Source organism: Cupriavidus sp. 22TCCZM01-5, assembly GCF_057798915.1.
Genome location: NZ_JBYOJR010000007.1, coordinates 36,346 through 59,962 on the forward strand (window position 1 = coordinate 36,346; position 23,617 = coordinate 59,962).

Below are 23,617 nucleotides of genomic sequence, written 5' to 3' on the forward strand. Positions count from 1 at the left end.
ACCTTTGTCTGTTGCCGCCCGTTGGCGCCCTGCGCGCATATGGTGCTTCCGGCGATTTTCGCCAATAATGGCCTGACTGCCATTGCCGGACGAGAGCTGCCATGCACTACAGTCCCGACGCAATCCGTACCATTGCCCTGCTCGGCCATGCGGGTTGCGGCAAGACCACACTGGCCGAAGCGCTGCTGCACAGGGGGGGAGCCCTGCATGCCCCGGGCAGCGTCGAGCGGGGCTCCACGGTCAGCGACTTTGACCCGCTCGAGCGCAAATACCACCACTCCCTCACCTCAGCAGTCCTGCACGTCGATTTCCGCGATACCCGCATCTACCTGGTCGATACCCCGGGGTACCCCGATTTCTCCGGCCAGGCCATCGGCGCGCTGCCCGCCGTGGAGACCGCGGCCATCGTCATCAATGCCCAGACCGGCATCGAAATGACCACACGGCGCGCCATGGCGTGGGCACAGGCGCGCAAGCTGTGCCGGATGATCATCATCAACGGCATCGACGGCGAGAAGGTCGACCTGCCCGCGCTGCTCGCCGATATCCAGGAAGCCTTTGGCAAGGAGTGCCTGCCGATCAACCTGCCGGCCGCGAACGGCAGCCAGGTGGTGGACTGCTTCTTCAACCCGGCCGGGGAATCGGACTTCCTGAGCGTGCCGGCCGCGCATGATGCGCTGGTGGATCAGGTGATCGAGATCGATCCCGAGCTGATGGAGCTGTACCTGGAGCAAGGCGAGGCCATCCAGCCCGAGCAGTTGCACGCGCCGTTCGAGCGCGCGCTGCGCGAAGGGCACTTGGTGCCGATCTGCTTCACTTCCGCCGCCACTGGCGCCGGCGTGCGCGAGTTGCTGGACGCCTTCGTGCGGCTGCTGCCGAACCCGACCGAAGGCAACCCGCCGATGTTCTACCGCAGCGTCGGCGAAGGCAGCGAGGGCGCCGAGCGCAAGAAGGAAGTGCGTGCCGAGCCGGTACCGGACAAGCACGTGCTGGCTCACGTCTTCAAGATCGTGATGGATCCCTACGTCGGCAAGATGGCCATATTCCGCATCCACCAGGGCACGGTGACGCGCGACAGCCAGCTCTATATCGGCGATGCGCGCCAGCCGTTCAAGGTGGCGCACCTGTTGCTGCTGCAGGGCAAGGAACACGAGGAAGTGCCGCGCGCCGGGCCGGGCGACATCTGCGCCGTCGCCAAGATCGACGAGATCGGCTTCGATGCGGTGCTCCACGACGCCACCGAAGACGGCAATATCCACCTGATCCCGCTGGAATTCCCGACGCCGATCTACGGCCTGGCCATCGAACCCGCGCGCCGCGGCAACGAGCAGCGCATGGCCGAAGTCCTGCACAAGCTGGCTGCCGAGGACCCGTGCCTGCGCATCGAACACCCGGCCGGCACCAACGAAACCGTGCTGCTTGGCCTGGGCGAATTCCACCTGCGCTGCGTGCTGGAGCGGCTGACCGAACAGTACAAGCTGGAGGTCGTCACGCGGCCGCCGCGCATTGCGTATCGCGAGACCATCGGCGGCTCCGCCGAAGGCCATCATCGCCACAAGAAGCAGACCGGCGGCGCCGGCCAGTTCGGCGAAGTGATGTTGCGCGTCGAGCCGCTGCCACGCGGCGAAGGCTTCGAGTTCATCGACGCGGTCAAGGGCGGCGCCATTCCCGGACAGTTCATTCCAGCCGTGGAAAAGGGCATCCGCCAGGCGCTGGAAAGCGGGCCGCTGGCCGGCTTCCCGATGCAGGACGTGCGCGTCACCGTGCTGGACGGCAAGAGCCATCCCGTGGATTCCAAGGAAGTGGCATTTGCCGCCGCCGGCCGCAAGGCGTTTATCGACGCGGTGCTCAAGGCCAGGCCCAGCGTGCTGGAACCGGTGGTCGACATCGAGGTGATGATGCCGGATACCTCCATGGGCGACGTGATCGGCGACCTCTCGTCCAAGCGTGGCCAGGTGCATGGCACGCGCACGGGCGCCGCCAACACCGTGATCGTGGCCGGCAAGGTGCCGCTGTCCGAACTCAACGACTACCAGTCGCGCCTGAACAGCCTGACCGGTGGCCATGGCAGCTACACCATCCAGTTCAGCCATTACGAAGGCGTGCCGCCCGGGCAGCAGGAGAAGATGGCGGCAAAGCACAAGGCGCAAGGGGATAACGGTGGCTGACGGCAGATAGCCTCAAGCGCGCCCCGGCGGCGCCACACCCGCCGCGCGCCGCAGAATGGTCATCGGGCCAAGCTGCCTGATGGTGTGCATCTGCGCGGCGTTTCGGACGAAGAGCGTCCCCGCGAAGCCCAGCGCATTCAGCGCAACACCTTCCACTTCCGCCGCACGCCGTGGCACCAGCAGCATGCCTTCCGGCATGACGAGCAGGTTGTAGGGAGCCGACTGGTGCGGCTCCCCTTCGACCTCCACCGCGCCCAGCCCGACCGCACCCAGCAACCTGTAATAGCGCTCGCAGGCGATGCGCGCCAGCACGTCCACTGGCCCCGTCTGATCGAGCGCCGCGAACGCGTGCGGGAAATCCAGGCCTGGCACGCTGCATGGCTCTCCCGTCCCCGTGGTGGCCAAAGCCAGCAAAGGCGCGATGGGCACCGTCGAACCCGCTCCGGCGAGCGGCACCGTCTGCAGGTGCTTGTGCGGCTGGCTGGAACCGGCAATCCGCCCGCCGTTGTAGAAACCGAGGCTGGGGTACTCGGCCATGCACGCCAGCAGCGCCGCGAAATCCGCGACGTTCAGCAGAGCCTCCTGCGGGGCAAAATAACGCGTGACGATCAGCAGGTGGTGGTCGATGACGCTGAACTTGTTGAGCACCGCCAGATGGCTATCCGAAATATCGCCAACCAGCAGGTCGGGATCACAAGGCTGGAACGGGTCCGCCTGTGCACGGCGCACGCCGGCTTCGTCCTGGTGCCTTGCCTTGTCCTTGCGGGCAAGGCTGGACACCTGACGCACAACGAAGCACACCCCACAGTCCTCGATGAACGATGTGGTCGTCTCGATCGGGTGCAGCGCGCCGCAGGCCAGCGCGTGCGAGGTCTTGCGCACTACGGCAGGCCACAGCGTACCCGGCGGCAGGTGGAAATGGGGCATCTTGCAAAATCCCGGGTGCCAGATTCGTCAGGAGGACGCGGCGCCTTCGTCTTTACGAACAGACCCTGATGTCCTCGTTTGGTTATAGTCCAACCGCGCGTGCGATTCCCATGCCGCGCACCCTATCATCGACCTGTTCGCAACTGAAGACTACCAATCATGGACAAGGCCCGCGTCCTGACCCTATTCCTTGGCGTGGTGCGCGCCGGCAGCTTCCGCGGCGCTGCCGTCGAGGCCGGCGTCACGCCGCAAGCGGTCAGCAAGGCCGTGCGCACCCTGGAAGCGGAACTCGGCATCAGGCTCCTGCACCGGACCACGCGCAAGCTCAGCCTCACCACCGAGGGCGCGAGGCTGTTCGAACTGGCTGCGCCTGGCATGCGGCTGCTCGACGAAGCGCTCGAGCAGGTGCGCAGCAGCCGGAGCGAGGACGATGGCCTGATCCGCGTCACCGCACCGCCGTCGATCGGCAGCCGCGTGCTGGTGCCGCTGATTCACGCGTTCCGCGAGAACTGGCCCGGCATCACGTTCGACGTGGTGCTGAGCGACCTGTTCACGGACCTCGTCGAAGCGCAGATCGATATCGGCTTGCGTGCGGGTACCAGTCCCGCGCAGAACCTCGTAGCGCGGCGCCTGTGCGACCTGCCCCTGGTCATCTGCGCAGCGCCCGCCTACCTGGCCAGGCATGGCGAGCCGATGACACTGGAAGCGCTCCGGCACCACCAATGCACGGGCTTCCGGCGGCCCGTAACCGGCCGCATCGTGCCGTGGGAACTACAGGTGGAAGGCAATCTCGTGTACGAGGAGATGCCTGCCGTGGCCACGTTCAATGATGTCGAGACCGAAGTCGAAGCGGTGCGCGCCGGTATCGGCATCGGCCAGCTCGGTGCATACACGGTCCACGCGGACCTGCTCGCGGGCCGGCTCAAGGCCATCCTGCCGGGGCTCAGCGCCAGCAGCGTGGGCCTGCACCTCTACTATCCGCGGCGCAGCCAGATGCCGGCACGCGTGCGGCGCTTCATCGATTTCGTGGTCGAAGCCAGCCGGGGTTCGGAAGATGCGCTGGTGCGGTTGGCCGGGGCCGCCTCAGCGACATCCTGACGCCCCAATAATCTTAGACATCGAATAATTATTGACACAGCTCCTGCAAGTGCTAGGATTGCGCCATGTACTTCGATATCTAAGATATCTCGGGTACGGCAACCGACCACTCAGGAGCGACACATGTATGACATTTTCTCCACCGACAAGCTGATCGACCTCTGGCTGACCGAAGACATCGGCATCTGTGACCTGACGGTCCAGACCATGATCGAACCGGGCGAGACCGGCACGTTCTGCATGAACGCGCGCGAGCCGATGATCATCGCGGGCATCGACGTGGCGGCGCGCATCTTCGCGCGCTACGACCCCACCCTTGCGATCGACGTGCGCGTGGCGGACGGGGACAAGGTCGGAAAAGGCGCGGTGCTGCTGAACGTCAGCGGCAATGCGCGCAGCGTGCTGACCGCCGAGCGCACGGCGCTCAACATCATGCAGCGGCTGTGCGGCATCGCCAACCTCACGTCAAGGTATGTCGACGAAATCGCGCACACCAAGGCGCGCCTGATCGACAGCCGCAAGACCACGCCGGGCCTGCGGGCACTGGAAAAGCATGCCGTTACCTGTGGCGGGGGCCTGAATCACCGGCTGAGCCTCGACAACGGCGTGATGGTCAAGGACAACCATATCGCCGTGTGCGGCAGCATTGCCGCCGCCGTGGCGCGCGTGCGCAGAAAGTTGCCGGTGCTGACCAAGCTCGAGGTCGAGTGCGACCGCCTTGACCAGGTGCGCGAGGCGCTGGATGCCGGCGTGGATGTGATCATGCTCGACAACATGTCGCTGCCTGACATGAAGGAAGCCGTCCAGATCGTCAACGGCCGGACCAGGGTCGAGGCTTCGGGCGGCATCCGCCTGGAAACGATCCGCGCGGTGGCGGAAACCGGCGTGGACTACATCTCGACCAGCAAGATCACGCAATCGGCGCCAGCCGTCGACATCGGGCTGGACGAAGCCTGATCCGCCCCCACGCGAATCTGCTCCTCGTCTACCCGAGGGCGCTTCTCCCTCGCCGGCCTGGCCCGGCGAGGGACTTTTTGTCTTGCGGTATCAAAGATCCGCCAGCAGGCGCCCGACTTCCTGCGTCGAAGGCATCCTGCGGCCGCTTTCCGCCAGCGCGGCCTCGTCGGCCACCAGCTTCCCGGCAATCGAGATCAGCACGCGGCGCGTGGTCAGCACATCTTCTTCGGTCACGCCCTCCACGCTGATGGCATTGACTTCCTCAGCCAGCGGCTCGAGCTTGCGCCTGAGCGCGCGCCCCGCCTTGCTCAGGAACACGTGCACCTTCTTCTTGTTCCCCGGCAGGTGCATCCGCTCCACATAGCCCAGCGCTTCCAGCGCCTTGACCGCCGCGAAGGTGGTGGGCTCGGTCACGCCGGCGCGCTCGCTCAGTTCGCGCTGCGACAGGCCATCATGGCGCCACAGGATCCGCAGGATCGTCCAGTGTCCGTACGACACGGAATGCTGCGCAAGCCGTAGTTGCAACGAGCGGATATAGGCGCGCGCAGCGTCCTTGACCAGGTGCGCCAGGCGCTCTTCGTCAACCTCATCGGACGGCGTGATCGTGACCGGGGATTCCTGCTTTTTCGTGGCCATAGTGATGACATAAGGAAGCTATGCGAGCCGCTCTAGCCGCAAGAGCCAGGAGCGGGACGGTGCACATGATAGCGCTTCCCGCCATCGTCCACCCGTTTGGCCCGTGGCTTCGCCCGCCTCTTGCTATGTAGCGATCACTACATCAGTGCGGCATGCGCGGCGTCGATGCATGCCGCACCGCCGACGCGCATCCCCATCCCGGTGTTTTCCCCTAGAAGGCCGCAATTGCCGCGTACACGCTCGGTTTGCGGGAGCTGGCCCATTGCTTGCATTTACTTAGACATCGAACTTACCTTGACACCATGAGGCCCGGTGCTAGCATACGAAAACATCTTCGACGTCTAAGGTAATCATGAAAGAGACCGGCACGTTCTTCCTTGTGGTGGGCCCCAGCGGCGCAGGCAAGGATTCCCTCATTGATGGTGCGCGCGCCGCGCTCGACAGCAGCGATTACGTCTTTGCGCGGCGCGTCATCACGCGCCCGAGCGGATCGCCAGGCGAAGACCACGAAGGCGTTGCAGAGGCCGAGTTCATCGAACGCGAACGCAACGGAGAATTCCTGGTGACGTGGAACGCGCACGGGCTTCGCTATGGGCTGCCGCAGTGGCTGCTCGGACTGCTGGAAGCCGGGAAACACGTGGTCGCCAATGGCTCGCGCGGCGTGATCGCCATGCTGGCGCAGCAACTGCCCTGCTTCGTTGTGGTAAACGTGACCGCACCGCAAGAAGTGCTCGCGCAGCGGATCGCCACGCGCGGGCGCGAATCGGGCGACGACGTGCTGCGCCGCGTGGCGCGTCCGGCCCCGCCGATGCCTGACGGCGTCCGGTGCGTCACGGTATCGAACGACAGCACGCTGGATCTCGGCGTGGCGCGCTTCACCGATGCCTTGAAGCACGGCATCAACGCCGGTTCCGTCGCGCAGCCCGCGAGCCGACGCCACCTGGCGGACAAGCTGGACGGCCAGTCGCTGGACGAAGGCGCCTACGAAGCCATCCTGCGCGATGCCATTGCCGGGCGCTACACCGAGCAGGAACTGACGGCCTTCCTGACGGCCGCGACGCGCTCGCTCGACGATGGTGAGGTGGCCGCGCTGGCCCGCGCGCGGACCCGCTTTACCCCGCGCATCGAATGGGACGAGCCGATCGTCGTCGACAAGCATTCCATGGGCGGCGTACCGGGCAGCCGCATCACGCTGATCGTGGTGCCGATCGTCGCTGCGTACGGGCTGGCGATGCCCAAGACCTCATCGCGCGCGATCACGTCGGCCGCCGGCACGGCCGACGCCATGGAAACGATCGCCCGCGTGGACCTGACCCATGACGACGTGCGCCGCTGCGTGGCCGAGGCCCGCGCGTGCATTGCATGGAACGGGCGCATGAACCATTCGGTCATCGACGACGTGATGAACGCCATCACGCGGCCGCTCGGCCTCGATTCGCGCCGCTGGGCCGTGGCCTCCATCCTGTCGAAGAAGGCAACCGCCGGCGCTACCCACATCATCGTCGACCTTCCCTACGGCGCGCAGACCAAGCTGTCCACGCGCGCCGATGCCGAGGCGCTCGCGTCACTGTTCGAGGAAGTCGGCAAAGGGCTGGGCCTGCGCGTGCGCGCGTGCGTCACGGACGGGACCCGGCCGATCGGCCGGGGTATCGGCCCGGCGCTGGAAGTCCGCGATGTCCGGCAGGTGCTCGACAACCACCCCGACGCCCCCGCGGACCTGCGCGAAAAGGCCTTGCGCTTCGCGGGCGAGATCATCGCCTTCGATCCGCGGGTGGAGTCCCCGGCGCAAGGCATGCGTATTGCGACGGCGCTGCTCGACGACGGCAATGCCCGGGCTGCGTTCGAGCGGATTGTTGCCGCGCAGGGCGTCCGCGCCGATCCGGTGATGCCGGGTTCGCACACCCACGTGGCCATGGCGACCGTTTCCGGCCGTGTCGGCGCCATCAATGGCTGGCAGATCTCCGGCATCGCGCGGGCGGCGGGTGCGCCGCGTCGCGCCGGTGCGGGCATCGACCTGCTGTGCACGATCGGCGCATCCGTCGCGGCGGGCGAGCCGCTGTACCGCATCCATGCCGAGAACGCCGAAGACCTCGCTGCGGCGGTCGCCATGACGCGGCCCGCCGGTGAATGTCCGGGCGCAGTGCGCGTTGATCCCGATTGACCTGGCTTTCCCTTTCCCCCACCCTAGCCGACGAGGCATACCAATGAGACCCCTATCCGTCGTCCGTAGTCTGGCATCGCTGCTGTTTGTCGCTGGCAGCCTGGGCACCCTGCCCGGGCGGGCGGAGGCCAACATTGCAAGCACATTTCCGCAAAAGCCGATCCGCATGGTCGTCACATTCCCGGCCGGCGGCGGCACGGATGTACTGGCGCGGTTGATCGGCAACGACATCAGCAAAAGCCTGGGACAGCCTGTCGTGGTCGACAATCGCCCCGGCGCCAGCGGCAACATCGGCGCGGAGTTTGTCGCCAAGAGCCCGGCCGATGGCTACACACTGCTGATCGTCAACAGCAGCTTTGCCATCAATCCCGGCGTCTTCAAGAAGCTGCAGTTCGACCCTAAGAGCGACTTCAGCGCGGTCATCACCTTTGCGTCGGTCCCGTCGGTCATCGCCGTCCCGCAGAGCTCCGGCATCCGCACATTCAGGGACCTGCTGGCTGCCGGCAAGAGCGCCACGCCGCCAAGCTATGCTTCGTGCGGCAACGGCACGCCACAACACCTGGCCGGCGAGCTGCTCAAGATGTCGGCGAAGATCGATATGCTGCACGTGCCCTACAAGGGCTGCGCGCCCGCGCTCGCCGACGTGCTGGGCGGACAGGCGCAAGTCAGCATCAACACGCTGCCCAACACCGTTCCCTATCTCAAGAGCAACAAGCTGCGCGCGCTCGCCGTGACCTCAAGGGCCCGCTCGCCGCTGCTGCCCGATGTGCCCACGGTCAGCGAACTTGGCGTTCCCGGCTATGACGTCGACCAATGGTTCGGCATCCTCGCGCCCGCGAATACGCCGCCCGAAATCGTGCAAAAGCTGAACGCGGAGATCGCCCGCGCCGTGGCCAAGCCCGAGATCAAGGCATCGCTGGCGCAGCTCGGCTTCGCCGCCACGACCAGTACGCCGGGCGAATTCCAGAAGCTGGTGAACAGCGACATCGATCGCTGGCAAAAGCTGGTGTCGAAGATCAACCTGAACCTCGACTGACACCGCCTGGGGCATCCACCTGACGCCGTCAGGCCCCAGGCCCATCAGGCCCATCAGGCAGCCCCGACTTTCCGAATACCCTCGTTGCCGCACGGGCGCCGACAGCCCTCGTGGGAGTGCGTTCGTCCCTGCCGCCTGCCCGGCAGCGGATCCCGCTGCCGGCAATCAGACAGCCGTGATCCTGCACATCTTCGACAGCATGTAGCCGACACCGGCAATCCGGTGCTCGTGCCGCGGCGCAAAGGCTTTCAGGTGCGCGACGACGCAGCGGTCGATGGCCTTGCAGGCCCCCTCGTCGTCGAAGCCGGGAAGGAACGAGATGGAAACGTCGGGCAGCGGGTAATCGAGCAGCCGCGCTTGCGCCATCCGCGTGTAGACGTTGCCGTCGCGGAACTCCACCGGGATATCCGCCCACTGCGGCAAGAGTTTCATGGTGCTGCGCGCCAGTTCCGCATCGGTGATGGAGTCCAGGTCAGCGCGGGAAATCGAGTAGGTCATACGGGTTTCGTCCTTCTGAATCTTCGGGAACATCGGATTGCGACAACGTCGGCGCACGCGAGCCGGCCGCGGCGCCCTGTCGCACCGCCCCGTCCGCTTTGACAAGGCTAGCGCTTGCAGCAACCCGGGCCATGCAACTCGCGCCAACAACTTTGCAGTTCGTGCCAGTGCCCGGGGACACGCAGCCGGCCGGTGCCGAATCCACCGCCACGGGTACCTGCCTTCACATCTATCGCTTGAGATTTTCTCAATCGTCCGCGCCCGAAATATCGTTTGTACGGAACCGCGCCGGCGACAACCATTACGCACAAGGCCGCGCGCTCACCGATGCACGGCCAGCCGATATCCGACAACAGGAGACTGCCGTGACAGACCTTGCCTACCCACTGTGGAACCCCGGCCCTGCGCCGCAACTGCTCGCCTCGCGCGATCGCGCCACCGGCGAGTACGTATTCCCCGCCGTACCAGATGCCTCGCCGCTCGCCACGCGCCATGACGTGGCGCCGGTGGCCGGCACGGGATCGGTGTACAGCTTTACCGTAATCCATCCGGGCCCGAAGAGCGGATTGGCGCCTTATGCGCTTGGCTATGTGGATTTCCCTGGCCCCGTGCGCATCTTCGGGCGCCTGCTAGGCACCGACCGCCCCGCCATCGGGCAGCGCTACACCGCGCAGCCGGATGCCGACTTCGGTTACGTCTTCCTGGCCGTGCCGGCCTGACCCCCACGAGGTAAGCAAGATGCAGGACATCTACATCCACGGCGGCGCCATGACGCCGTTTGGCCGCCACAGTGGCGTGCTGGCGCCCGAATTGGCGCAACAGGCCATCCTCCAGGCGCTGGACGACGCCGGCTTGCGGCCGGCCGACATCCAGGCCATCTACTGCGCCAATGTGCTGGGCGGCATGATCCTCGGCCAGCTCATCGTGCGCGACCTGGGCTTTGGCGGCATCCCGGTCTACAACGTCGAGAACGCTTGCGCGAGCGGCGCCACCGGCGTGCACCTGGCGCGCCATGCGCTGCTGGCCGGCCAGTACGACACGGTGCTGGTATTCGGCATCGAGCAGCTCACCGCGCTTGGCGGCGGCACCATCCCGATGCAGCGCAATGACCACAAGACCGACCTCTATGCGAAGGCCGGCATGGTCCTGCCGGCGGTGTATGCGATGCGCGGCACGCGCTTCCTGCACGAGCGCGACGCCAGCCGCGCCGACATGGCCGAGGTGGCCGTCAAGAACCGCCACAACGGCTCGCTGAACCCGTTCGCACAGCAGCGCACCGAAACCACGGTGGAAGAAGTGCTGGCCTCGCGCATGATCGCCGACCCGCTGACGCTGCTGCAATGCTGCCCTTCGCAGGTCGATGGCGCGGCTGCGCTGGTGGTCGGCACCAAGCGCCCGGCCCGCCACCGTCCGGTGAAAGTGTTGGCCTCGGTGGTCGTCTCCGGCCTGCGCGAACAGGCGGACGACGACACCCTCGACGCCGAGATCACCGCGCGCGCGGCGCGCCAGGCCTATGAACAGGCCGGGCTCGGCCCGGAAGACGTCGACGTGGTGGAACTGCACGACGCCTTCACCATCGCCGAGTTGCTGTACTACGAAGCGCTGGGCCTCGCACCGCACGGCGAAGCCGTAGGCCTGCTGAAGTCGGGGGCCACGCGGCTTGGCGGCCGTGTGCCGGTCAATCCGAGCGGCGGCCTGCTGGCCAAGGGGCATCCGCTCGGCGCCACCGGCGTGGCGCAGATGGTGGAAATCCTGTGGCACCTGCAGGAGCGCGCCGGCGCACGGCAGGTTGCCAACGCCCGCGTCGGACTGACGCAATGCACCGGCGGCGGCATTGCGGGCGTGGACCACGCCGCGTCATCGGTTCACCTGCTGGGAGTGTGAGATGGGCACGCAAGACTTTGACCCCACCCACGTCGCCGTGGTCACCGGCGCGGCGCGCGGCATCGGCCTCGGCATTGCGACGCACCTGGCGCGCGGCGGCCTGACCGTCGCGCTGCTGGACCGCGATGCGGCCACGCTCGATGACGCGGTGTCCAAGCTGGCTGCCGAGGGCCTTAAGGTCATCGGCGCCGCGGCCGACCTGACCGACTCCGCCGCCGTCAACGAGGCCTTCGCCCAGGTGCAGGCACAAGCGGGCCGCGTCGACTGCCTGGTCAACAACGCCGGCGCCGTGCGCGACATGCGCTTCCTGTCCATGCGCGATGGAGACTGGGACCTCGTCATCGATACCAACCTTCGCTCGCAGTTCCTGTGCTGCCGCGCGGCGCTGCCCGGCATGGTCGAGCGCGGCTACGGGCGCGTCGTGAACATTTCGTCGCGCGCGTGGCTGGGCGGCTTCGGCCAGGCCAACTATTCCGCGGCAAAAGGCGGCGTGGTCAGCCTGACGCGCTCGCTCGCGATCGAGTTCGCGGCCAAGGGCATCACCGTGAATGCGGTGGCGCCGGGCATTGTCGATACGCCGCTCTTCCGCGGCTTTGCGCCCGAGGTGCAGGCCCGGCTGCAGAAATCGGTGCCGGTGCAGCGCATCGGCACGGCGGACGACATCGCCAGTGCCGTGGGCTTCTTCCTCGACCCGCGCGCGTCCTATGTCACCGGACAGACGCTCTATGTGTGCGGCGGGCGCAGCCTGTCGTCGCCCAGCGTGTAAGGAGGCCGCCATGACCGTACACATGGAGATCAATGGCGCGGTGGCCGTCCTTACCCTCGACCGGCCGCAGGCGCTCAATGCGCTGGATGTGTCCGCCCTGCGCGCGCTGCGCGCCCACCTGGCCGAAGTGTGCGACCGCGACGACCTGCGCGCCGCGGTGCTGACCGGTGCCGGCACACGAGCGTTCTGCGCGGGGGCCGACCTGTCCAGCACGCGCACGTCGGTGGCCTCGTACCCGGAGGCCCTGTTCCGCGCGCCGGAGCAGGCCGCCGACCTGGGCCTGTACATCCGGCTGATGGACCTGTCCGACCTCGGGCTCTGGAAGCCACTGATCGCGGCAGTCAATGGCCATTGCCTGGGCGCGGGTCTGGAGATAGCGCTCCAATGCGATCTTCGCGTGGCGTCGCAGGCGGCCACATTCGGCCTGCCGGAAGCCTCCGTCGGGTCGATTCCGGCCGTCTCCGGCCTCCACCGCTTGCTCAAGGCGGTGCCATCGGCGCACGCCATGCAGATGGCACTGACCGGCGAGCGCATCGATGCGGCGCAGGCCCTGCGCATCGGCCTGGTCACCGAAGCGGTCGCGCCGCAGGCCCTGCTCGACCGCGCCCTCACGCTGGCCGCCACGGTCGCGCGCAACGCGCCGCTGGCGGTGCAGGCCATCAAGAAGCTGTCGCGCCAGACGCCTCACCTGGGCGAGTCCGACGCGCAGCAGCTCACCGAACTCTATTGGGGCGTATTGCGCGATACCGCCGACCGGCTGGAAGGCCGGCAGGCCTTCGCCGAAAAACGACCGCCGCGCTACATGGGCCGCTGAGCGCGGCACTCAGGCATGAACCATCATCAGGAGACAAGCATGTCACGCATCTTCCAATCCGCGCGCACGGCGCTTGCAGGCCTGCTAGCGGCCGCGAGTTTCGCCATGCCGGCGCCCGCAGCCGCGCAGGCCCCCTACCCGGCGCAGAAGCCGATCACGCTGGTAGTGCCGTTCGCCCCCGGCGGCGGCAATGACATCCTCGCGCGGCTGGTCGCGCCGAAGATGGGCAAGCTGCTCGGCCAGACCATCGTAATCGAGAACAAGCCAGGCGCCGGCGGCAACCTCGGCACCGACTATGTCGCGCACGCGGCGCCCGACGGCTACACGCTCGTGATCGCATCGAGCCAGGTGACCATGAACCCGTTCCTCGGCATGAAAGTGCCGTTCAAGATTGACCGCGACTTCGAGCCCGTGGGCCGGATCGCCTCGGTGCCGATCATGCTGGTGGTCAACAGCGACCAGCCGTTCCGCACGCTCAAGGACTTCATCGGGTACACGCACGCCAACCCGGGCAAGATCAGCTACAGCAGCCCGGGCAACGGCACGCCGCAGCATCTCGCCGGCGAGGTCTTCGCGCGGCTGAACAAGACCGAGCTGCTGCACGTGCCATACAAGGGCACGGGTCCCTCGATCACCGACCTGATGGGCGGGCAGGTGCAGGCCTCCTTCGCGACCTTTGCCTCGGCGATCCAGTATGTGCGCGCCGGCAAGCTCCGTGCCCTGGGCATTGCCGGCAGCAAGCGCACCGCGCTGATGCCCGAGCTGCCCACCTTCGCGGAAGCGGGCCTGGCCGGCTATGACGCCGAACTCTGGTACAGCCTGCTCGCGCCCGCGCAGACGCCCAAAACCGTCGTCGACAAGGTCAACGCCGCGCTGGTGGCCGCGCTCAGGTCCCCCGAGGTGACGGCGCAACTCGCGCAGCAGGGCTTCGAGCCGCAGCCGTCCTCGCCGGCCGAACTCAAGGCCTACCTCGGCAGGGAGCTGCAACGCTGGCAGCGCGTGATCGAAGGCAATGGCATCAAGGTGGCGCTGTGACCGCCTTCGGCGGCAGCGCCTCGGGCACTTTCCACCCATCCTCTTTCCTAGCTGAGGCACAGACATGCTGAGCAACGCACTGGACGGCCTGACCGTCATCGATTTCACCCAGATCGGCGCCGGCCCCACCTGCACCATGCTGCTGGCGGACATGGGTGCGAAGGTCATCAAGGTCGAGCCGCCGGCCGGCGAACTCGGCCGCGGCCTCGGGCCCGGCTGGATCGGCGACGACAGCGCCCTGTTCCACGGCTTCAACCGCAACAAGCTCGGCGTAGCGCTGGACCTCAAGTCCGTAGACGGTGTGGCGGTCGCGAGGCGCCTGGTGGCCGGCGCCGACATCGTCGTGGAAAGCATGCGGCCGGGTGTGATGGCGCGGCTGGGGCTGGGCTATGCGGAGCTGTCGGCCGATCATCCGTCGCTGGTCTACTGCTCGATTTCCGCATACGGGCAGGAAGGGCCGTATGCCGGCCATGCCGGCGTGGATGGCATCATCCAGGCGGACTCGGGCCTGATGAGCCTGATCGGCGTGCCGGGTGGCGAGCCATGCAAGGTGCAGGCACCCGTGGTCGATGTCATGACCGGCTATGTCGCATGTGTCGGCGTGCTGGCGCGGCTCGCGCAGCGCGCCCGCGACGGGCAAGGGGGACACCTCGACGTCAACCTGCTCAACGCCGCGCTGGCGCTGCAGCAATCGTCGATCACGAGCAATTTCGCCGACGGCGAACTGCCGGTACGCGCAGGCAGCGCCGCGCCCTACTCCGCGCCGAACCAGGCGTTCGAGACCGCCGATGGCTGGATCATGATCGCGGCATACATGCCCGTCCGCTGGCAACGCCTGTGCGAAGCGCTCGGCGTGCCGGCGCTGGCGGACGACCCGCGCTTTGCGACGTCGCCACTGCGCGTGGCCAACCGTGCCGACATGGTGAGGGAACTGACCCGCGTCTTCGTGACGCGCGGCACCGATGCCTGGCTGGCGGAACTGCAGGCCGCCGACATCCTGTGCTCTCGCGTGGCGACTTATGACGATGTCGCGCGGCATCCGCAGGTCGCCGCGAACCGCATGGTGCGCCACGTAGCGCATCCTGTGCTCGGAGACATCCGCATGCCCGGCTTTCCGATCAACAGCGCGCAGGAGAACGCGCAGCCGGCGCGGCCCGCGCCCGTTTGCGGGCAGGACACGCGCGCGGTGCTGCGCGCGGCCGGCTACAGCGGCGAGGAGATCGACCGCCTCCTGGCGCGGCAGGCCATCCACTGCGCGGATGTGCCCGCCGTGGCAGCTCAGTCACGGCCGGAAGCCGCCAGTCATCCCTGCGCCTCGAACTGCGCCAGCAACCATGTACGAAACGTCGCCATGCTGGAACTTTCGCGGCGGTCCGCCGGGGTCAGCAGGTAGTAGGTGAATTCGCCCATGTCCACCACCTGGCGGAACGGCGCGACCAGCGTGCCAGCGGCCAGGTCCCCCGTCACCAGGAAACGCTGCGCGATGGCGAAGCCGAGCCCCTCTATCGCCGCCGCATAGGCCATGGCCGAGCTCTGATAGGTCATCCCGCCCCGCACATCGACATCGCGGTCCGCCCCTGCGACACGCAGCCAGTGCGCCCAGTCGTCAGGGCGGGCGACCGAGTGCAGCAGCGTATGGTGCTGCAGGTCAGCCGGCTTCCTGACCTTGCGAGCGCCCGACAGCAGCGCGGGGCTGCACACGGGCACCAGCACGTTGGACACCAGCCGGTGGGCATTTACCCCCGGCCATTTGCCATCGCCGAGCCGGATCGCCCCGTCGATGTCCTCCTTGCGGAAATCGACCGGATCGAGCGTGGCGGTCAGCAGCACCTCGATGCCCGGGTTGGCCGCGTGGAAGCTCGACAGCCGCGGGATCAGCCAGCGCATCGCAAAGGTCGTGTACGCGCGCACCTTGAGCTGCTTGCGCCTGGCGCGCTTGCCCAGCCGGCGCGTCGCTTCGCGCAGATCGTCCATGGCGCGGGTCACGGCCCGGTAGTAGTCCTCGCCGGTATGGGTCAGCGTGATCTGGCGATGACCGCGATGCAGCAATTGCACGCCCAGCCCGTCCTCCAGCGCGCGTATCTGGCGGCTGACGGCCCCGGGCGTGACATGCAGTTCCTGCGCGGCGACCGTGATGCTCAGGTGCCGCGCCGCGGCTTCGAAGGCCCGCAGGGCATTGAGGGGAGGAAGTCGATCCATGCCGGCGAGTCTGCCATACGGTTGAGATTTGCTCAATCGAGGCAGACGGTCGTTGCCGGCATCCGCCGCGTGCGCACATTAGCAACTATCAGTTGCCAGTAAAACGCCATTGGTCGATCTACTGCAAGCTTTTCCACTGACCTACATTTCCTGCGTGGTCAACGCCATCACCAACAGGAACCCAACCCACCGCAAGGAGACTCACCATGTCCAATATCACCACCACCGCTTCCGCCAACACCAGCAAGGTCTGGTTCATCACCGGCGCCTCGCGCGGCTTCGGCCTGGAGATTGCACGTGCCGCACTGGCCCGCGGCGACCGCGTCGTCGCCGCGGCGCGCCGGCCGCAAGCCGTCACCGATGCGCTGGGCGAGCATGACCATCTGCTGGCCGTGGCGCTCGACGTCAACAGCGACGAGCAGGCCATTGCCGCAGCCGAGGCCGCCGTGTCGCGCTTCGGCGGCATCGACGTGCTGGTCAACAACGCTGGCTACGGCCTGCTGGGCGCGGTAGAGGAGGCCTCGCGCGAGGAGGTACAGAACCAGTTCGCGACCAATGTGTTCGGCCTGCTCGGCGTGACGCGTGCGGTGCTGCCGCAGATGCGCCGCCAGCGCAGCGGCCACGTCATCAATATCTCGTCGATCGGCGGCTATGCGGCCTACCCGGGCTGGGGGGTGTACGGCGCCACCAAGTTCGCCGTGGAGGGCCTGACCGAGGCGCTGGCCGCGGAACTCGCGCCGCTGGGCGTCCATGCCACGGTGGTCGAACCGGGCTTCTTCCGCACGGACTTCCTCGATGCCAGCTCGCTGGTACGTGTGGGCAGCGAGATTGCTGAGTACGTCGATACCGTGGGCGCGATGCGCGGACACATGGACTCGGCCAACCACCAGCAGCCGGGCGATCCGACCAAGCTGGCAGCGGCGTTGCTGACGCTGGCTGACAGCGACACGCCGCCGGTTCGCCTGCCGCTCGGCTCCGATACCGTGGCCCGGATCACGGCCAAGAACCGAAAGGTGGAGGCCGAACTGGATGCCTGGCACGCCGTAGCGGTTTCCACCGATCTCGTGGCGGCATCGAGCTGAGCGACACCAGGCCGGGCCGGTTCCATCGGCCCGGCGCCTTCAATGCTGCGACGCCCCCGCCGCCCCAATCCCCGTCATCGACCGCACGAACTGCGCGCCGAAGCGACGACGTTCCGCCGCGGCCTGCGCCGACTTGTCGAGCACCGACACCAGCCACGCGCACACGAACGCCAGCGTCATCGAGAACAGCGCCGGGTTGGCATACGGGAAGATGGGCTTGTCATGATGCAGCAGCCCCACCCACACCGTAGGACCGAGCACCAGCAGCGCCACGGCCGACGCCAGCCCCGCGACGCTGCCCGCCACCGCGCCCTTCGTGGTCAGCCCCTTCCAGAACATCGACAGGAACAGCACCGGAAAATTGACCGATGCGGCAATCGCCAGTACTAGTCCGGACAGGAAGGCGATGTTCTGCTTCTCGAACAGCACGCCCAGCACCATGGCCAGCAGGCCGATCACCACGGTGGCCGCCTTCGAGACGCGGATCTCGTCCTTCTCGTTGGCGCGCCCTTGCCGGAACACGTTGGCGTACAGATCATGCGACACCGCCGACGCGCCGGACAGCGCCAGGCCCGCCACCACCGCGAGGATGGTCGCGAACGCCACCGCCGAGATAAAGCCGAGGAACAGGTCCCCGCCGATCGCATGCGCGAGGTGCACCGCCACCATATTGCTGCCGCCGACCAGCTTGCCGGCCGCATCGCGATAGGCCGGATCGCCGCCGACCATGACGATGGCGCCGAAGCCCACGACGAGGATCAGCACGTAGAAATAGCCGATGAAGCCGGTGGCATACAGCACGGACTTGCGGGCTTCCCTGGCATCCGCCACGGTGAAGAAGCGCATCAGGATGTGCGGCAAGCCTGCCGTGCCGAACATCATGCCAACGCCGAGCGAAATGGCGTCGATCGGATTGGACACCAGCCCGCCCGGCGACAGGATCGCCAGGCCCTTGTCATGGACCCTGGCGGCGCCCGCGAACATGGCCTCGGGGCTGTAGCCGAAATGGGCCAGCACCATGATCGCCATGAACGTGACTCCGCCCAGCAGCAGCACGGCCTTGATGATCTGCACCCATGTCGTGGCCAGCATGCCGCCGAACAGCACGTACAGCACCATCAGCAGGCCGACGATGACCACCGCCGATTCATAGCTGGTGCCGAACAACAGTTCGATCAGCTTGCCGGCGCCGACCATCTGCGCGACCAGGTACATGATCACGACCGTCAGCGTGCCGAAGGCGGCCGTGATGCGCACGGGCTTCTGCGACAGGCGGTATGACACCACGTCGGCAAACGTATAGCGGCCGAGGTTGCGCAGCCGCTCCGCGACGATGAACAGGATGATCGGCCAGCCAGCCACCACGCCAAGCGCGTAGATCAACCCGTCATAGCCCTTGTCGAACATCATCGCCGAGATGCCGAGAAACGACGCAGCCGAGACCATATCGCCAGCAATCGCCAGGCCGTTCTGGAAGCCGGTCAGGCCGCCGCCGGCGGCGTAGAAGTCCGATGCCGAGCGCGTGCGCCGCGCGGCCCAGCGCGTGATGCCAAGCGTGAACAGCACGAACAGCATGAACATCACGATGGCGCTCCAGTTCAGCGGCCGGCGCGTGGCTTCGCCCTGGATTGCCGGAGCTGCCAGCGCGGCGCTGCTGGCCAGGCCCATGAACAACATGGGCAGGTGGCGCAAGTTTTGGACGATCGGCTTCATGCTTCGCACTCCTTGCGCAAGCGCTCGTTGATCGGATCGAGTTCGGTGTTGGCCTGGCGTACATAGACCGCGGTCAGCACGATGGCCGCCACGATGATGCCTACGCCGACCGGGATGCCGAGCGTCATCACTCCTCCGCCGAGCGGCGTGCCGAGCGTCGCCGGCACAAAGGCCAGCAGCAGGATGAAGCCGAAATAGATGGTCAGCATCACCACGGTGAGCGACCAGCCCAGGCGTGCCCGCCTGCTGGCCAGCCGGATGAAATCGGGGTGCTGCTGGAGGGTCTCCAGTTGTTGCGCGTCCATGTGGTCTCCTTTGGCGCGAGTGTCGGCGTGGCGCCTCTTGGCGGGCGCCATTGTCGTTGTCAGATCAGTAAGGAATGCGGGCCGGCAAGGCTTGCCGGCCCGGATGGTCAGATCGCCCCGACCGGCTGCTCGTGCGTTATCTTGGGCCGCATGTCGAGCACGCGGCGCGCCTTGCCGACGCTGGTGCGCTCGATGCCCTCGGCATCCAGCACCTGCACGCGCGTAGTGACGCCGACGTAGGTCTTGATCTGGTCCTTGAGGTCGCGTTCCAGCGCCGCGCGGTCGTCGCTGCCCAGGCTGCCCGCCTGCGGGCGCGCTTCGACGCGCACTTCGAGCTTGTCGAGGTGGCCGTCGCGCGTGACCACGAGCTGGTACTGCGGCGCCAGGGCGGGCGCCTTGAGGATCAGTTCCTCGATCTGCGACGGGAACACGTTCACGCCGCGGATGATCAGCATGTCGTCCGAACGGCCGGTGATCTTGCCGATGCGGCGCATCGAGCGCGATGTCGGCGGCAGCAGGCGCGTCAGGTCGCGCGTGCGGTAGCGGATCACCGGCAGCGCTTCCTTGGTCAGCGAGGTGAACACTAGTTCGCCCTCCTCGCCGTCGGGCAGCACTTCGCCGGTCACCGGGTCGATAACCTCCGCGTAGAAATGGTCTTCCCAGATGACCGGTCCGTCCTTGCTTTCGATGCACTCGCAAGCCACGCCCGGGCCCATGACTTCCGACAGGCCGTAGATGTCCACCGCGTCGATGCCGGCGCGCGCTTCGATCTCGGCACGCATGGCATCGGTCCACGGCTCCGCGCCGAAGATGCCGACCTTCAGCGAGCTTTCCGCCGGGTCCATGCCCTGGCGCATCATCTCCTCGATCAGGTTCAGCATGTACGACGGCGTCACCATGATGATGTCCGGCTGGAACTCGCGGATAAGCTGCACCTGCTTCTCGGTCTGTCCGCCCGACATCGGGATCACCGTGCAGCCGGCCTTCTCGGCGCCATAGTGCGCGCCCAGGCCGCCCGTGAACAGGCCGTAGCCATAGCTCACGTGCACCAGGTCGCCGGCACGGCCGCCCGCGGCGCGGATGGAACGCGCCACCACGCTGGCCCAGGTGTCGATGTCGCGCGCGGTGTAGCCCACCACGGTGGGCTTGCCCGTGGTGCCGCTGGACGCATGCACGCGCGCCACCTTCTCGCGCGGCACGGCGAACATGCCGAACGGGTAGTTGTCGCGCAGGTCCTGCTTGCCCAGGAACGGGAACTTCGACAGGTCCGACAGCGACTTCAGGTCGTCCGGGTGCACGCCCGCCGCGTCGAACGACTTGCGGTAGTGCGGCACGTTGTCATAGGCATGGCGCACGCTCCATTTGAGCCGTTCCAGTTGCAGCGCCTGCAGTTCATCGCGGCTGGCGCGCTCGATCGGCTCCAGCTCGTCGGGGTGGGGGGTGCGTTGAACCATTGTCTACTCCATCGTTTTCATGGCGCCGCATGCGTTGGGGGCCGGCGCGGGGGACTACGGGACTACGATACTGCGGGCAAGGCTCAGATATGCGAGCGGCTCTGCACCACGCGGAAGCGATTGGCAACAAATGCCGCGTCGGACAGCGACGCATTGGCCGCGGGATTGGCGCCGGTGGCGTGGAAGTCGCTGAACGCCGCCGACTGGTTGACGAACACGCCACCGGTCAGGTTCAACGACAGCGCTACGCCGGCGTCTTCCGCCGCATCGCGGATGGCATCGGCCACGCCGTCGTCGGTGGTGTAGGCGGACAGCGTCAGCGCGCCATGCTCTTTCACGCCGCGGTGCGCCACGGCAATGCTGTGCGCGGTGTCATTGGTGGCCACCACGAACGAGATCGGCCCGAACAGCTCCTGCATGATCTTGCCTTCATCACCCGCGTCGACCTTCAGCACCAATGGCGTATGGATGCGGGCGTCCGGGAATTCCGGATGCTGCAGCGCGCGGCTGTCGATGACGATCTCGCCCAGCGCGCGCGACGCTTCGATGCGTTGCACCACACCGTCGTTCTGGATGGCACCGAGCAGTTCCACCGCCTTGCTGGCATCGCCCGTGAGCTTGCCCACGGCTTCGCCGATGGCGCTGGCAACCTGGTCGAAGCTCAGGCGCCCTTCCGGCGTATCGATGCCATCCTTGGGCACATAGATGTTCTGCGGCGCGGTGCACATCTGGCCCGAGTACAGTGCCAGCGAGAACGCGATATTGCGCACCATGCCCTTGAAGTCGCTGGTGGAGTCGATGACGATCTGATTCACGCCGGCCTTCTCGGTATACACCTGCGCCTGGTGCGCATTGCGCTCCAGCCAGTCGCCGTTGGCGGTGCTGCCGGTGAAATCGATCAGGCGGACTTCCGGGCGCAGCGCCAGCGTCGACGCCATGCGCTCGGTCGGGTCGTTGGCCACCAGCGTGACGAGGTTCGGATCGAAACCCGCTTCCTGCAGCACTTCACGCGCCACCTCCACGGTGATCGCCAGCGGCAGGATCGCGCCCGGATGCGGCTTGACCACCACGGCGTTGCCGGTCGCCAGGCTCGCGAACAGGCCGGGATAGCCGTTCCAGGTCGGGAATGTGCAGCAGCCGATCACCAGGCCCACCCCACGCGGCACCACGGTGTATTGCTTCACCATGCGCAGCGGCTCGTTCTTGCCCTGCGGCTTTTCCCAGACCGCACGCTTCGGGATGCGGCGCATCTCGTCCCACGCATAGGCCACGACTTCCAGGCCGCGGTCCTGCGCGTGCGGGCCGCCCGCCTGGAACGCCATCATGAAGGCCTGGCCGGTGGTGTGCATGACCGCGTAGGCGATCTCGAAGCTGCGGCGGTTCAGGCGGTGCAGGATCTCCAGCGACACACCGACCCAGGCCTCCGGCCCGGCCTTGCGCCAGGCGGGCATGCCTTTGGCCATGCCCGCGAAGAGCTGGTCGAGGTCAGGCTTCGGATAGGTAACGCCGAGTTCCAGGCCGTATGGCGAGACTTCCTTGCCGGCCCGCCCGATGGTGCCCGGTTGCGACAGCGCGAAAGGCTTGTTCAGCCGCGCCTCGAACGCGGCCTTGCCGTCGGCGTTGGCGGTTTCGCCGTAAGCCTTGGGGCTGGGCGATTCGGGGAACGGGCTCCAGTAGCCGCGCTCGGCGATGGCCTGGGTGGCCTGGTCCAGCAGGGCCTGGTGACGCGTGAAAAACGGATGGGACACGGCTTGCTCCGGGGAAACGGGTTCTTGAATGGCGTGAGTAAGTACCGGGAGACGCTTCAGGTTTCCTGGTCGAAATCGATCACCAGCTTGTCGGTGACGGCGTAGCTCTGGCAGCTCAGGATGAAGCCGCGCGCGACTTCGTAGTCTTCGAGCGCGAAGTTGACATCCATGTCCACCTCACCCTCGATGCGCTTGCAACGGCAAGTCGAGCACACGCCGCCCTTGCACGAGTAAGGCAGCTCGATGCCCTGCGCCAGCGCGGCGTCGAGGATGGTCTCCTTGTTCTTCTCCAGCGTGAACTGGCGCGTGCGGCCGTCCTGGATCACGGTGACCTCGCACTGCTGCTGGCCCACCTGCTTGTGCGCATGGGCCGCCGGACGCGCCGCGGGAATGCTGGTGGCGAACAGTTCGCGCTTGATGCGTGCCTTGTCCACGCCGCTCTCCTGCAGCGCCTGCGAGACCTCTTCCATCATCGAGTGCGGGCCGCAGATAAAGGCCACGTCGATATCCTGCGGACGTACCCAGTGGCGCAGCAGCGCGCGCACCTTGTCGCCGTCGATGCGGCCGTTGAACAGGTCGATATCGAGCTGCTCGCGGCTCAGCACGAAGACCAGGTTGAAGCGTTCCAGGTAGGTATCCTTCAGGTCTTCGAGTTCTTCCTTGAACAGTACCGAGGACGATGCCCGGTTGCCGTAGAACAGCGTGAAGCGGCTGTCCGGCTCGGTCATCAGCGTGGTCTTGATGATCGACAGCATCGGCGTGATGCCACTGCCGGCGGCAAAGGCGACATAGTGCCTGCTGTGCGTTTCCGACAGCGGCACGTGGAAGTGCCCGGACGGCGGCATGACTTCGAGCGTCATGCCGGGTTGCAGCGCGTCGTTGGCCCAGTTGGAAAACAGGCCGCCGTCCACGCGCTTGATCGCCACGCGCAGGCGCTGGTCCTGCACGGCCGCGCAGATCGAATAGGAACGGCGCACGTCTTCGCCGCCGATGCCGGCGCGCAGCGTCAGGTGCTGGCCCTGCACATAGCGGTAGGTATCGGCCAGTTCGTCCGGCACGGCAAACGTTATCGCCACGGCGTCGCGCGTTTCGCGGGTGACCGAGGCCACCGTCAGTTCATGGAATTTGCTCATCTC

21 protein-coding genes are annotated in these 23,617 nt (G+C 66.8%); 12 read left to right on the forward strand and 9 right to left on the reverse strand.

Annotated elements, in window-relative coordinates:
• Positions 1 to 101 precede the first annotated feature (101 nt).
• On the forward strand, positions 102 to 2,168 hold the full coding sequence (gene fusA / locus AC3FNH_RS08990) for an elongation factor G (RefSeq protein ID WP_488719805.1): 2,067 nt from the start codon (positions 102 to 104) through the stop codon (positions 2,166 to 2,168).
• A gap of 12 nt (positions 2,169 to 2,180) precedes the next feature.
• Here the strand turns inward: fusA and AC3FNH_RS08995 are convergent, their stop codons facing one another.
• Positions 2,181 to 3,095 carry an ATP adenylyltransferase family protein gene (locus tag AC3FNH_RS08995; RefSeq protein WP_488719806.1) on the reverse strand — a complete coding sequence of 305 codons (915 nt, stop codon included), beginning with the start codon at positions 3,093 to 3,095 and terminating at the stop codon, positions 2,181 to 2,183.
• Positions 3,096 to 3,254: 159 nt separating this feature from the next.
• On the opposite strand from AC3FNH_RS08995, the gene AC3FNH_RS09000 reads away from it, so the two are divergent.
• Positions 3,255 to 4,193 carry a LysR family transcriptional regulator gene (locus AC3FNH_RS09000; RefSeq protein WP_488719807.1) on the forward strand — a complete coding sequence of 313 codons (939 nt, stop codon included), beginning with the start codon at positions 3,255 to 3,257 and terminating at the stop codon, positions 4,191 to 4,193.
• Positions 4,194 to 4,316: 123 nt separating this feature from the next.
• On the forward strand, positions 4,317 to 5,150 hold the full coding sequence (nadC, locus tag AC3FNH_RS09005; protein ID WP_276101109.1) for a carboxylating nicotinate-nucleotide diphosphorylase: 834 nt from the start codon (positions 4,317 to 4,319) through the stop codon (positions 5,148 to 5,150).
• Between the two features lie 90 nt (positions 5,151 to 5,240).
• On the opposite strand, the gene AC3FNH_RS09010 is transcribed toward nadC, so the two are convergent.
• Complete coding sequence (locus AC3FNH_RS09010) at positions 5,241 to 5,786, reverse strand: MarR family winged helix-turn-helix transcriptional regulator (RefSeq protein ID WP_276101108.1); 546 nt, start codon at positions 5,784 to 5,786, stop codon at positions 5,241 to 5,243.
• A gap of 352 nt (positions 5,787 to 6,138) precedes the next feature.
• On the opposite strand from AC3FNH_RS09010, the gene phnN reads away from it, so the two are divergent.
• Both phnN and AC3FNH_RS09020 read left to right on the forward strand, forming a co-directional pair.
• Positions 6,139 to 7,947, forward strand: a complete 1,809-nt coding sequence (gene phnN, locus AC3FNH_RS09015) for a phosphonate metabolism protein/1,5-bisphosphokinase (PRPP-forming) PhnN (RefSeq protein WP_488719808.1) — start codon at positions 6,139 to 6,141, stop codon at positions 7,945 to 7,947.
• Positions 7,948 to 7,990: 43 nt separating this feature from the next.
• Positions 7,991 to 8,983 (forward strand): tripartite tricarboxylate transporter substrate binding protein, encoded by a 993-nt coding sequence (locus AC3FNH_RS09020; protein WP_488719809.1) that lies wholly within the window; start codon positions 7,991 to 7,993, stop codon positions 8,981 to 8,983.
• Positions 8,984 to 9,148: 165 nt separating this feature from the next.
• Here the strand turns inward: AC3FNH_RS09020 and AC3FNH_RS09025 are convergent, their stop codons facing one another.
• Positions 9,149 to 9,481, reverse strand: coding sequence for a hypothetical protein (locus AC3FNH_RS09025; protein WP_276101105.1), 333 nt, complete (start codon positions 9,479 to 9,481; stop codon positions 9,149 to 9,151).
• A 365-nt stretch (positions 9,482 to 9,846) separates the two neighbouring features.
• Between AC3FNH_RS09025 and AC3FNH_RS09030 the strand changes: the two genes are divergently transcribed.
• The 6 genes from AC3FNH_RS09030 (at position 9,847) to AC3FNH_RS09055 (ending at position 15,373) form a co-directional block, all read left to right on the forward strand.
• Complete coding sequence (locus tag AC3FNH_RS09030; protein ID WP_488719810.1) at positions 9,847 to 10,200, forward strand: Zn-ribbon domain-containing OB-fold protein; 354 nt, start codon at positions 9,847 to 9,849, stop codon at positions 10,198 to 10,200.
• A gap of 19 nt (positions 10,201 to 10,219) precedes the next feature.
• On the forward strand, positions 10,220 to 11,365 hold the full coding sequence (locus AC3FNH_RS09035; protein WP_488719811.1) for a thiolase family protein: 1,146 nt from the start codon (positions 10,220 to 10,222) through the stop codon (positions 11,363 to 11,365).
• Position 11,366: 1 nt separating this feature from the next.
• A complete protein-coding gene (locus tag AC3FNH_RS09040; RefSeq protein WP_488719812.1) occupies positions 11,367 to 12,131 on the forward strand; it encodes an SDR family NAD(P)-dependent oxidoreductase in 765 nt (254 codons plus the stop codon).
• A 10-nt stretch (positions 12,132 to 12,141) separates the two neighbouring features.
• Complete coding sequence (locus AC3FNH_RS09045; RefSeq protein ID WP_488719813.1) at positions 12,142 to 12,945, forward strand: enoyl-CoA hydratase/isomerase family protein; 804 nt, start codon at positions 12,142 to 12,144, stop codon at positions 12,943 to 12,945.
• Between the two features lie 39 nt (positions 12,946 to 12,984).
• Positions 12,985 to 13,980 carry a tripartite tricarboxylate transporter substrate binding protein gene (locus AC3FNH_RS09050; RefSeq protein ID WP_488719814.1) on the forward strand — a complete coding sequence of 332 codons (996 nt, stop codon included), beginning with the start codon at positions 12,985 to 12,987 and terminating at the stop codon, positions 13,978 to 13,980.
• 64 nt (positions 13,981 to 14,044) lie between these two features.
• Entirely contained in the window at positions 14,045 to 15,373 is a 1,329-nt protein-coding gene (locus tag AC3FNH_RS09055; RefSeq protein ID WP_488719815.1) for a CaiB/BaiF CoA transferase family protein, read from the forward strand.
• Here AC3FNH_RS09055 and gcvA read toward each other — a convergent pair.
• Positions 15,283 to 16,179, reverse strand: a complete 897-nt coding sequence (gene gcvA / locus AC3FNH_RS09060; RefSeq protein WP_488719816.1) for a transcriptional regulator GcvA — start codon at positions 16,177 to 16,179, stop codon at positions 15,283 to 15,285. The two genes, AC3FNH_RS09055 and gcvA, sit on opposite strands and share 91 nt — an antisense overlap.
• A gap of 206 nt (positions 16,180 to 16,385) precedes the next feature.
• Between gcvA and AC3FNH_RS09065 the strand changes: the two genes are divergently transcribed.
• A complete protein-coding gene (locus tag AC3FNH_RS09065) occupies positions 16,386 to 17,261 on the forward strand; it encodes an oxidoreductase (RefSeq protein WP_488719817.1) in 876 nt (291 codons plus the stop codon).
• A gap of 39 nt (positions 17,262 to 17,300) precedes the next feature.
• Here the strand turns inward: AC3FNH_RS09065 and AC3FNH_RS09070 are convergent, their stop codons facing one another.
• The 5 genes from AC3FNH_RS09070 to paaE form a co-directional block, all read right to left on the reverse strand.
• On the reverse strand, positions 17,301 to 18,974 hold the full coding sequence (locus AC3FNH_RS09070) for a cation acetate symporter (RefSeq protein ID WP_276101096.1): 1,674 nt from the start codon (positions 18,972 to 18,974) through the stop codon (positions 17,301 to 17,303).
• Positions 18,971 to 19,279: a DUF485 domain-containing protein gene (locus tag AC3FNH_RS09075; RefSeq protein WP_488719818.1), complete on the reverse strand. Its 309-nt coding sequence runs from the start codon at positions 19,277 to 19,279 to the stop codon at positions 18,971 to 18,973. Before AC3FNH_RS09075 ends, AC3FNH_RS09070 begins: the two co-directional genes overlap by 4 nt.
• Positions 19,280 to 19,386: 107 nt before the next feature.
• Entirely contained in the window at positions 19,387 to 20,733 is a 1,347-nt protein-coding gene (paaK, locus tag AC3FNH_RS09080) for a phenylacetate--CoA ligase PaaK (RefSeq protein ID WP_276101094.1), read from the reverse strand.
• A gap of 83 nt (positions 20,734 to 20,816) precedes the next feature.
• Positions 20,817 to 22,481 carry a phenylacetic acid degradation protein PaaN gene (paaN, locus tag AC3FNH_RS09085; protein WP_488719819.1) on the reverse strand — a complete coding sequence of 555 codons (1,665 nt, stop codon included), beginning with the start codon at positions 22,479 to 22,481 and terminating at the stop codon, positions 20,817 to 20,819.
• A 56-nt stretch (positions 22,482 to 22,537) separates the two neighbouring features.
• Positions 22,538 to 23,614, reverse strand: a complete 1,077-nt coding sequence (gene paaE, locus AC3FNH_RS09090; protein ID WP_488719820.1) for a 1,2-phenylacetyl-CoA epoxidase subunit PaaE — start codon at positions 23,612 to 23,614, stop codon at positions 22,538 to 22,540.
• Positions 23,615 to 23,617 lie beyond the last annotated feature (3 nt).